Below are 10244 nucleotides of genomic sequence, written 5' to 3'. Positions count from 1 at the left end.
GGACTCGATGGGGTAGAAGCCGACCAGCTTGCCGACCAGGCCCGCGCCGAAAGCCGCGCCCGCCACGACGGCAAAGACGATCATCACGTAGGTGATGGAGATCGCGTCGATCACCTGGCCCAGGTCGGTGTAGGCGATGCCGATGCCGAACAGCAGGGCGAAGGTCCAGTTCTTGGCGACGAACTGAAACCACTGCGCAGCGGCGTCGTTGATCGATTCCGGCACCAGGTTGGCGATCTTGAGCACGGCGACCAGAATGATCATCAGCGCGTACGGATGCAGCGGAATGAAGCCGCCCAGGATCTCGCCGGCGACGAAGAAGGTCAGTGCGGCGATGACGCCGATACCCAGTTTGGAGAGATCCGGCTTGCTTTCGCGCTCTTCGATCTCGACGCCCGGCATCATCTGGCCGTTGCCGGTCAGGCTCGGCATGCGATTGGCCAGGCCGTTGAGCAGGCCGGCGATGATGATGGCGAAGACGTTGCCCAGCGCCAGTGCCGGCACCAGGATCGAGATGTAGTAGCTGGCCGGCTGGCCAAGCAGTTGCTCGTAGATCTGGCTCATCGGCACCGCGCCGGCGCCCATGCCGCCGCCCATGATCGGCAGGGTGATGACCACGACCGCGTCCTGGGGCGAGAAGCCCATGACCCAGCCGACGGCGATCGCGAACAGTGCGGCGAACAGTACGGCGCAGATCAGCGGCAGGGCGTAGCGCGAGCCGACCTTGACCAGAACGCGGGAGTCCATGCCCAGGATGCTGCCGGTGATCAGCGCGGCGATATAGAAGTTGAGAAAGCCACCGCCCTTCATGAACTGGGTCACGTTGTCGACGACGCCTGTCGGCAACCACTGGACGTAGACCAGCGCCGCAGCGCCGAAGATGGCCAGGATGGCGCCGCCACCCAGGTAACTCTTGACGATCGGCAGGCGATCGCCGATGAACCCCATCAGTTCGCCCAGGATCATCATGACCAGCAGGGCGCCGATCATGCCGGTGGGTATCGTGTCCGTCGCCATGGAGACGACGAGGACCCCGGTCGCGATGGCAAAGAGCGGGAAGGGAATGCCGAAGATCGGCGTCGACAGCCAGCTGTCTCGATGCGCGGAGTCGGACGGCGCGGTTTGCGTCACGGTTGAAGTCATGGTTGGCTCCCCAAGGATTTTCGCCCAAAGGTCGGTAAGCGGTATTCTTGCCCCGATGAGCGGTACGCTGCCGAGGATAGAGGCCTCGAGGTGTCGACCAAGTTTTATGAAATTATTAAAGCCTTTAGAAACTATTGAAAGGTATGGGGTGATGCGCTGCACACCCTGGGTTCGTAAGGTATACCACCATGGTCTAATCGGCGCTCGACCTTGGTCGATAGGCCGGCGGGAGCGCTTTCCGCCGGCGCCTGCCGCAAGGAGTGAGGGATGACGTCCGGATTGGCCCGATGCGCCTGGCACGTTGGCGATGCCGCCACGCCGCGCCTGTGCGCCGGGGACGAGGCGTGAAGCGGCTGCGCCTGAGTGCCCAGATCTTCGTCCTGGTCGCCAGCATGATCGTGCTGACGCTCGGCGTCGCCCTGCTGCTGTTCAACTACCAGCTTCGTGCCAATCTGGAGGAGGCCCAGGGGGAGCGCGTGATTGGGCTCGCGGCGGTACTGGCCGATCGTGAGGACGTACGGACCGCACTCATGGCCACGCCTATCGTTCGCGACCCCGACTCCGAACTGCGCCAGCAGATCGAGACGCTGCGCGATCGGCTGGGCGTCGATTTCATCACCGTGATGGATCGGGACCATCTGCGCCTGACGCACCCCGACCCCGATGAGGTCGGGCGTCATTTCCGCGGCGGCGACGAGGGGCCGGCGCTGAAGGGGCAATCCTATGTCTCCCGCTCCGAAGGCACGCTGGGCGTCAGCATCCGGGGATTCTCGCCCGTGCTCGACGCGCAGGGGAGGGTGATCGGTGCGGTCGCCACCGGGGTCACCCTGACCCGGGTCGGGCTGCTGCTGGCCGAGCGGCGTCAGGTGCTGCTGCTGGGCATCGTGTTGCTGATGCTGGTCGGCGCCTCGGGCGCCTGGTGGCTGGCGCGATATATCAAGCGCATCCTGCTGGGCTTCGAGCCCCACCAGATATCCCAGTGGGTCCAGCAGCGTCAGGCCATGCTGGCTTCGCTGCACGAGGGGGTGCTGGCGATCGATGGCGAGTCTGCGATCACCATGGTCAACCCGGCTGCGGTCGAGTTGCTTGACCCGGCGGGCGCCGGCGATGGCTCGGGAATACCGGCGTCCACCCTCGGGGAGCTGTTCGACCGGGGCACGCCCGCGCTCAATCGACGCTTGACGCTGAACGGGCGCGCCTTGATCGTCAACCGGGTACCTATCCGCGGCGAGCGGGGCGCCGGTGGCAGCGTGGTAACGTTGCGGGATCGTAGCGAGGTCAACCGGCTGGCCGAGGAGTTGACCGGGGTCAGTCGGTACGCCCAGGCGCTGCGCGCGTCCACCCACGAGTTCAAGAACCGGCTGCACGTCATCCTCGGACTGGTACAGCTTCGCGACCTGGGGCGTCTGGAGCGTTACCTGCGTGAGCTCGACGACACCCTGATCGCGCCGGCCGCGGCGCGGGTCGCCGGGGTCCGCGACCCGGTGCTGGCGGGCTTTCTGCTGGCCAAGGGGAGCGAGGCGAGAGAGCGACGGGTCGAACTCGATATCGACCTGCAGAGCGAGATCCCTGCACCCGACGAAAGCGAGACCGTCCATCTGCTGGTGTCCATCATCGGCAATCTGCTGGAAAATGCCTTCGAGGCGGTCGCCGGTCGCGAGACGCGCCAGGTGAGCCTGATCCTGGGCGTCGACGCGGGGGCGCTCTCCTTGCATGTCTCCGACAACGGCAAGGGGATGAGTGACAGCCAGCAGCAGCTTGCCGTGGAGCAGGGCGTCTCCTCCAAGGGGGCGGGGCACGGCTATGGACTGGCCATGGTCAAGGCCCATGTGGAATCGCTAGGTGGTACGCTGGCACTCTATTCGACGCTGGGGCGCGGCACGCTGGTCGAGGTGACCGTGCCCTATGCGATGGACGTAATGCAGGTAACCGACGGGGTGACTTGATCCATGCGCGTGCTGGTCGTGGAAGACGATCCGATGGTAATGCGGCTCAATGTCGAGTTTCTCAACCGCATCGAAGGCATCGACCTGGCCGCCCAGTGCGAGGATCTGCCGGCGGCGAGAGAGATTCTGGCGCGGGAGGAGGTGGATCTGCTGCTGCTCGATGTCTATCTGCGCGAGCACAATGGCCTCACGCTCGTGCGAGACCTGCGTCGCCAGGCCCGCGATATCCAGATCGTGTTGATCACGGCAGCCTCGGAGATGGAAACCGTGAGGGAGGCCAAGCATCTGGGCGTCAGCGACTACCTGGTCAAGCCGTTCGAGTTCGAGCGCTTCAGGGAGGCCCTGACCCGCTGCCTGGATACGCATCAGCGCCTGTCTCGGTTGCCCGCACGCGCACACCAGCGGGATCTCGATGCGCTGTTTCGGCGGGAGGCGACCGTGGCGCCACCGGCACGCCCCGGCGATCTGCCCAAGGGCCTCACCGCCAACTCCCTGTCCCAGGTCGCCAGGGCCGCCGCCGAGCAGGCGGGGGCACCTTTCACCACCGAGACGTTGAGCGAGAATACCGGTATGTCGCGGGTATCGGTGCGGAAATACCTCAAGCACCTGGTGGATCGTGGCGTGCTCGAGGAGTCTTTCCACTACGGCCAGATCGGCCGCCCCTCCTTCACCTATCGCTGCCTCGATGGCGAAACGCTGGCCATGCTGGGGGAAACCGGCGCTCCTGCTTCCTGAGCCTGTGCCCGCAGTCCAGCTCGGATCAGCGGCCTCGAATCAGGTCGGCGACGATCCGCCGTCCGGGATGCAGGTGATCGACCAGTTCGCGCTCCAGGGGCATCGGTTCGTCGTGGATTCGGGAGGCGATCAGTTCGGCGCACAGCGGGGCGCTGACCATGCCACGGGAACCGTGTGCCGTGCTCACCCATAGCCCCGGATAGTGGCTGCCCGGCTGGTCGAACGAGCGCTTGGCGTCCTTGCCCAGCACGGCATAGTCCTGGCGCCAGCGATCGAATTCGGGCAGCGGCCCGGCGTAGGGCGTCTTGTCCGGACTGGCGGCCCGGATGCTGGCACGGCCGCTGCAAGCCTCGGGAGAGCGGCCCGCGAGCGACTCGGCCATGGTGGGCAACAGGCGCGCCAGTTCCTCGAGGTTGCGTCGATGATCCGAGCTTCGGACGGTATCGTCATCGTCGTTGGGCGAGAAGGTCGCGCCGAAGATCAGCCGTCCATCGCGAGGCGGCATCACATAACCCTCGGCGCAGAGGACGCGATCCAGCGAGGGAACCGTTCCGGATCCGCAATCCGGTGTCAGCGACAGCGTGGAGATCTGGCCCCGGACCGGCTGTATCGGCAGCCCGTCGAGCCAGTGGCGGCTGGCGTGACCGGTGGCGAACACCACCTGATCGACGTGAAGCGACCCACGCCCCAGCGCCAGCCGCCAGCCGGCGTCCGTTTCCCGCAGTGACCCGAGCCCGGCCTGGCGAAGCTCGATGCCGGGTGTCGCTGCGAGATGGCGGCAAAGCGCCACGGGATCGACCCAGCCCGCCAGTGGGTAGTGCAGCGCATGCCGGTGCAGTTCCACACCGGCGAGGGTCGTCACCAGCGAAGGATCGCTGGCGGCAACGACGGACGGCGGCAACTGGTAATGGGCCAGGAAGCGTTGCTGGCGCTCGACGTCGCCGGCTTTCCCGGCCAGTTGCAGCAGTCCGCAGTCCGACCACCAGCGGCGTTCGGGGTCGAGACGCGCCAGCCAGCGCTGGGTGTAGAGCAGCGCGGCGAGATAGAACCGGCTCTGGAGGTTGGGCTCGATGGCCATCTTGACGTAGAGCGCGGCCTGGGGATTGCCGGACGCACCCGCCGCGATGCTCCCGCGATCGATCAGGGTCACCCGGCTGCCCCGGCGCGCCAGTGCCGCCGCCACGCTGGTACCCGCGATGCCGGCGCCGATCACCGCCACATGGTCCGCCGGCCTGGGCGGCGGCGGCTGGAACCAGGGGGTGGCCGCTCTGGCCGAAGATGTCCGTGCCGCGGTCGAAGCGTCGGGGTCATGCTCGCCTCGCAGCATCTCGCGCTTGCGACCGAACCCCGGCACCTTGCGCCAGCGAAAGCCCGCCGCGCTCAGGCCGCGGCGCACGAAACCGGCGCAGGTGAAGGTGGCGAACGTGGCCCCCGGCCGACTGGCGTTCGCCATGGCCGTGAACAGTTCCGGCCGCCACATGTCGGGATTCTTCGAAGGCGCGAAGCCATCGAGGAACCAGGCATCCACCTGTCCGTCCAGGCGGTCGAGGCACTCGGCCGCGTCGCCGAAGTGCAGATCCAGGATGACGCGGTCATCCAGCCGCAGGCGATGGACACCCGCCACCGCCGGTGGCCACTGGTCGAGCAGGGCAGCGGCCTGACGCGACAGCGGCGGCCAGCTGCGCCAGGCGCGCGCCAGCGCATCGCGGGTGAGCGGGTGCTTTTCGGTCGAGATCAGGTGCAGTCTTGCCTCGGCGGGGGCGTTGGCGTCGAAACAGGCCCAGGCGCACACCATGTTGAGCCCGGTGCCGAAGCCCGTCTCGCCGATCGTGAACGGACGAGGCTCGCGCCAGGCCGCCAACCGCTGCGGCAGGTCGTTGTTGTCGATAAAGACGAAACGCGTCTCCTCGCGACCATCCTGGCGCGAGAAATAGACATCATCGTAAGCGGTCGAGAATGGCGCCTCGACGTCGCCGTCGTCGGTCCGCCAGTCGAGCTCGGCGTGTCGTATGGCCTGGCGATGAGGAGGGACTGGCTTGCCGTTCATGGCTTCCACGCTTGGGGATCATCGAACGGCCCCTCGAGGAGAGGCCGATGGCGCGTTGTATGAAAATTGAACACTTTTCGCCAGGCGGCGGCTTGTCGGGAACGGAGAAAGACGTCCGCGGGATCTTAACAGCGTTATCCACAGCAGGTGTGCAAAACCGCCACGCCAGGGTCTGTGGATAACCGGGTCGCCGGAGAAAGTCGGGTTAAGGCAGGACCCGTTTGAACGGCTTGACCCGAACCTGGGCGTAGACGCCGGCGGCGACGTACGGGTCGGCATCCGCCCAGCGCCGGGCGGCCTCGAGCGAATCGAACTCGGCCACGATCAGGCTGCCGCTGAAACCGGCACTGCCCGGGTCTTCGCTGTCGACGGCCGGGTGGGGCCCGGCCAGCACGAGCCGGCCTTCGTCTTTCAGCACTTCCAGACGTTTCAAGTGCTCTGGGCGGACCGCGAGACGCTTTTCCAGACTGTCGTCGATATCTTCACTGATGATGGCGTAGAGCATCAGGAGCCTTCCTCCGATTGTGATTGCGAGAGGTGGCGGGCCAGGAACAGGGCCTGGCCGACCACGAACAGCAGGGTCAGTCCCAGCATGCCGAACAGCTTGAAGTCGACCCAGGTTGCCTCGTCGTAGTAGCTGAAGACATAGACGTTGAGCGCGGCCATGGCGAAGAAGAACAGCACCCACGCCAGGTTGAGGCGCCGCCAGGTGGCTGCCGGCAGCGATACCGCCTTGCCCATCATCCGCTGGACCAGCGTCTGGCCCCCGAACAGGGGCGAGAGCAGAAAGGCGACCCCGAACAGCGCATTGATGACGGTGGGTTTCCACTGGATGAAGGCCGGGTTGTGGAACGCGACGGTCGCGGTGGCCGAGGCGATCACGATGATCGAGGTGATCAGCAGCATCTTCTCGATGCGGCGCTGACGCCACCAGACGATGCCTAACTGCGCGACGGTGGCGGGAATGAGGACCATCGTGGCTGTGATGATATCGCCGCTGACATGATAGACGGCGAAGAAGATCGCGATGGGCAGGAAGTCGAACAGCAGTTTCATACGGGCTGAGCCTCTGGCGGGTGGTGGCGGCGTGGACGATTGACCCGATTCGCCGCGCCCCTCACCATAGTCGACCTATTCTGACAAAGACGCTGGCTGGCGTCATGCCCATGAGCGTTTTTCCCACCGCTGATCCCGAGGCCCGCTCGACCGTGCTGTCCGATACGCTGGAAGGTATTCGAGGGATCGACCTGCACCTGCACTCCACGGCTTCCGACGGCAAGCTTTCGCCCGCCTCGCTGGCGGACCTGTGCCATGCGCGCGGGTTGACCCATGTCGCCCTGACCGACCACGACACGATCGATGGTGTCGAGGAAGCGGCAGAGCGATGCCGGCATCACGGTCTTTCCCTGTTGGCGGCGGCCGAACTCTCCTGCCAGTGGCGGGGGATCGGTCTGCATATCGTGGCGCTGCTGCCTCAGGGCACGTCCTCCGCTCTCGACGCGGGCTTGGAGGTACTGGCCAACGCGCGCGACAGGCGATCCCGCGAGATCGCCCATCGCCTGGAGAAGGTCGGCCTTGACGATGGTCTCGCCAGGGCGCGGCAGGAGGCGGGAAGTGAGCGCCCACTGGGGCGGCCGGATTTCGCCGCGGCGCTGGTTGCGGCCGGCGTGGTCCCGGACGTCAAGACGGCGTTCAAGCGTTACCTGGGCGCCGGCAAACGGGGCGACGTCAAGATGCACTGGCCCGAGCTCGCCACGGTCGTCGGTTGGATTCGCGATGCCGGAGGCGTCGCCGTCGTCGCGCACCCGTTGCGCTACGGCATGACCCGGCGCAAGCGGGACCTGATGTTCGCGGCCTTCATCGATGCCGGCGGCGAAGCGGCGGAACTGGTCAGCGGCTATCAGAATCCCGATACGACCCACGACCTGGCTCGTCAGCTCGATTTCCACGGGCTTTACGGATCCGTCGGCAGCGACTTCCATTATCCGGGTGGCCCGCTGTCGCCGGGAACGATCAGCCCGCCGCCGCGCTCCCACGTCAGGCCGGTCTGGTGCCACCCGGCACTGCGACGCTTCGCCGGCGGCGAGTAGCGCCACGTCTGTTACCCTGTGAGCAGTAACGGCCCGAAAGCAACGACGCCCCGTGATCGACCGCGGTCATGGAGGCTGGGCAGATTTCGATAGCGGTTCCAGGAGAGCGTGAGATGACCCAATTCTTCCAGATTCATTCGCAGAACCCGCAGAAGCGTCTGATCGACCAGGCCATCGAGATCCTGCGCCAGGGCGGTGTGGTCGCCTATCCCACCGACTCCGGCTATGCCCTAGGCTGTCGCTTGGGCGAGAAGAAGGCGATCGAGAAGATCAAGTGGTTACGCCAGCTCGACGATCGTCACAACTTCACGCTGGTCTGCTCCGATCTCTCGGAGATCGGCACCTATGCCAAGGTCGACAACAGCGTCTTCCGCCTGCTCAAGTCGCACACCCCCGGCGCCTATACGTTCATCCTCAGCGCGACCAGCGAAGTACCGAGGCTGCTGCTGCATCCCAAGCGCCGTTCGATCGGCGTGCGCGTACCGGATCACAAGATCACCCATGCGCTGCTCGATGCCCTGGGCGAACCGCTGATGAGCGTGACCTTGATTCCGGTGGGAGAGACCTGGCCGATGACCGACCCGGAGGAGATTCGCGAGCGGCTCGGCGCCCACCTGGACCTGATCATCGACGGTGGTGCCTGCCAGTTGGAGCCGACCACGGTGGTCGACCTGCGCGAGATTCCCCCCGTGGTCGTACGGGAAGGGCGTGGCGACCCGGAACCCTTCCGCTGAGCGAATCCAGCCGCCGGCGGTCGGGCCGCCATCGAGGCGGGGCGGGACGTGTGGCGTCCCGCCCCCCGCGCTAGCGAGTCTTCAGCGGCGCCGCCCACGCTTCGAGATCGGCATCGCTCCAACTGCCGTAGCTGGCGTTGGGGAACATGATCCAGTCATCGCCGAAATGGGCGTCGTCCTCGGCCACCAGCCGATGCTGGTCCTTCAGGTCGGCGTGATGGAAATCGCTGGAGAAGTCCGCCAGCGAGTCACCCAGTTGCAGGACCAGCTCGTGATCGCGCTCGATGGCGGCGCGGCGCTCTCCCTTCGAGGGACCCAGCAGCCGGACCTGGGCGTCGTTGACCTGGGGCAGATGCAGCGAGCGGAGTGTCGCGAGCGTCGACGCCTTGTTCTCCTGGTAGCGGTCGGAGACGTAGAAGATCGTCACGCCTTGGGAATCGGCGTAATTCAGGAACCTGCGTGCGCCGGGAATCAGCCGCGGGTGGCCTTCGCGCTCCCACACCTTCCAGGTATCCCAGCCGGTGAAGTCGTGACAGGCCTGCATGTCGCGAACGAGTAGCGCCGAGTTATCGATGACGGTCTCGTCCAGGTCGGTCATGATCGCCAGGTTGTCCGCCTCGGGGTGGGCGGCGATCTTCTGCTGCAGTCTCGCCGTGGCCAGGGCGTAGCTCTGCCGCTGCAGTGCCTCGATCTCGGCCGACTGCTGTTGATAGCGAAGGGCCATGGCGTAGGCCTCGGGGGCACAGGCTTCATCGGCGGCAGCGGCCTGGAAGGTCGAGGCGATACCCAGCATCAAGCCGGTCGTCACCGCCCACGAGAGTCGGCGCTTGGGGCTGGTCGTGGCGCTGGTCTTGTTCATTGAAGCGTCCTTCTGAGATATCGGCACGGTGGCCGGAATGCATGGCAGGTGGTGGCCGAAAAGCGGCTCCGCTCACCCAAGGGCATCACTAGTCGGCCCCAGGGGGAGACTCCGCCGCTCTCAAACCGGCAGCGCCTTGTGCTCCTCATGGTGACTTCTCACGCTGGAGCGGGGCCGGTCGTCGGCCAGAGCCATGCTATCCGGCCCGGCGGTCTCCTGCATCCCGGCGTCGGGTCCCGGCACTGGCGTCTCCAGCGTGAACTGGTTGCAGTGCTCCTGCTGGCGCTGCGCCCGGGCGTCCAGATCCTGCGTCGCCCTGAGCGTGCGTTCCGCCAGCGAGACGTTGCGCTGGGTGGCGATGTCGATGGCGCTGATGGCCTGGTCGATCTGATGGATGCCGTCGCGCTGCTGCTGGCAGGAGAGAGCGATGCCCTCCAGCAACTGGCCGAGCTGATGGCCGGACTGCACGGCGGAGGCCATCGTCTCCCTGGCCTGGGTCAACACCTGGGCGCCTTTCCTCACCTGGAGGTGCGTCCCCTCGATCTGTGCCCGAATGGTCTTGGCGGCTTCGGCGGAGCGCGCCGACAGACCGCGAACCTCGGCGGCGACCACGGCGAATCCGCGGCCCTGCGCCCCGGCCCGTGCCGCCTCGACCGAGGCATTCAGCGCCAGCAGGTTGGTCTGGAAGGC

At 66.3% G+C, this 10244-nt stretch carries 10 protein-coding genes; 4 read left to right on the top strand and 6 right to left on the bottom strand.

Annotation, left to right across the window (positions count from 1 at the left end; translation table 11 throughout):
- Positions 1-1143 (bottom strand): 2-hydroxycarboxylate transporter family protein (locus Q0602_RS00295; protein WP_298837222.1); only part of this gene is annotated, 1143 nt, incomplete at its 3' end.
- Between the two features lie 344 nt (positions 1144-1487).
- Here Q0602_RS00295 and Q0602_RS00290 point away from each other — a divergent pair.
- Together Q0602_RS00290 and Q0602_RS00285 are read left to right on the top strand one after the other, a co-directional pair.
- Complete coding sequence (locus Q0602_RS00290) at positions 1488-3089, top strand: ATP-binding protein (RefSeq protein WP_298837219.1); 1602 nt, start codon at positions 1488-1490, stop codon at positions 3087-3089.
- Positions 3090-3092: 3 nt separating this feature from the next.
- Entirely contained in the window at positions 3093-3824 is a 732-nt protein-coding gene (locus tag Q0602_RS00285) for a response regulator (RefSeq protein WP_298837217.1), read from the top strand.
- A gap of 25 nt (positions 3825-3849) precedes the next feature.
- Here the strand turns inward: Q0602_RS00285 and mnmC are convergent, their stop codons facing one another.
- The 3 genes from mnmC to Q0602_RS00270 form a co-directional block, all read right to left on the bottom strand.
- Positions 3850-5871, bottom strand: a complete 2022-nt coding sequence (gene mnmC / locus Q0602_RS00280) for a bifunctional tRNA (5-methylaminomethyl-2-thiouridine)(34)-methyltransferase MnmD/FAD-dependent 5-carboxymethylaminomethyl-2-thiouridine(34) oxidoreductase MnmC (protein ID WP_298837214.1) — start codon at positions 5869-5871, stop codon at positions 3850-3852.
- 205 nt (positions 5872-6076) lie between these two features.
- On the bottom strand, positions 6077-6376 hold the full coding sequence (locus Q0602_RS00275; protein WP_298837211.1) for a YciI family protein: 300 nt from the start codon (positions 6374-6376) through the stop codon (positions 6077-6079).
- The gene (locus tag Q0602_RS00270) at positions 6376-6927 is read right to left on the bottom strand and encodes a septation protein A (protein ID WP_295035298.1); all 552 of its coding nucleotides are present in this window, start codon (positions 6925-6927) and stop codon (positions 6376-6378) included. Before Q0602_RS00270 ends, Q0602_RS00275 begins: the two co-directional genes overlap by 1 nt.
- Positions 6928-7037: 110 nt before the next feature.
- Between Q0602_RS00270 and Q0602_RS00265 the strand changes: the two genes are divergently transcribed.
- Together Q0602_RS00265 and Q0602_RS00260 are read left to right on the top strand one after the other, a co-directional pair.
- Positions 7038-7961: a PHP domain-containing protein gene (locus Q0602_RS00265; RefSeq protein ID WP_298837208.1), complete on the top strand. Its 924-nt coding sequence runs from the start codon at positions 7038-7040 to the stop codon at positions 7959-7961.
- Positions 7962-8074: 113 nt separating this feature from the next.
- On the top strand, positions 8075-8695 hold the full coding sequence (locus Q0602_RS00260; RefSeq protein ID WP_298837205.1) for an L-threonylcarbamoyladenylate synthase: 621 nt from the start codon (positions 8075-8077) through the stop codon (positions 8693-8695).
- A gap of 70 nt (positions 8696-8765) precedes the next feature.
- Here Q0602_RS00260 and Q0602_RS00255 read toward each other — a convergent pair whose 3' ends face one another.
- Both Q0602_RS00255 and Q0602_RS00250 read right to left on the bottom strand, forming a co-directional pair.
- Positions 8766-9488, bottom strand: coding sequence for a 5'-nucleotidase, lipoprotein e(P4) family (locus Q0602_RS00255; protein WP_298837225.1), 723 nt, complete (start codon positions 9486-9488; stop codon positions 8766-8768).
- A gap of 186 nt (positions 9489-9674) precedes the next feature.
- The coding region (locus tag Q0602_RS00250; RefSeq protein ID WP_298837202.1) for a methyl-accepting chemotaxis protein at positions 9675-10244 on the bottom strand (570 nt) is incomplete at its 5' end.

The sequence above is a fragment of the uncultured Salinicola sp. genome, assembly GCF_937921195.1.
Classification (GTDB): Bacteria; Pseudomonadota; Gammaproteobacteria; order Pseudomonadales; family Halomonadaceae; genus Salinicola.
Note: the sequence above shows the minus strand (reverse complement) of the source record. Positions and strands in the feature narration are given on the sequence as shown.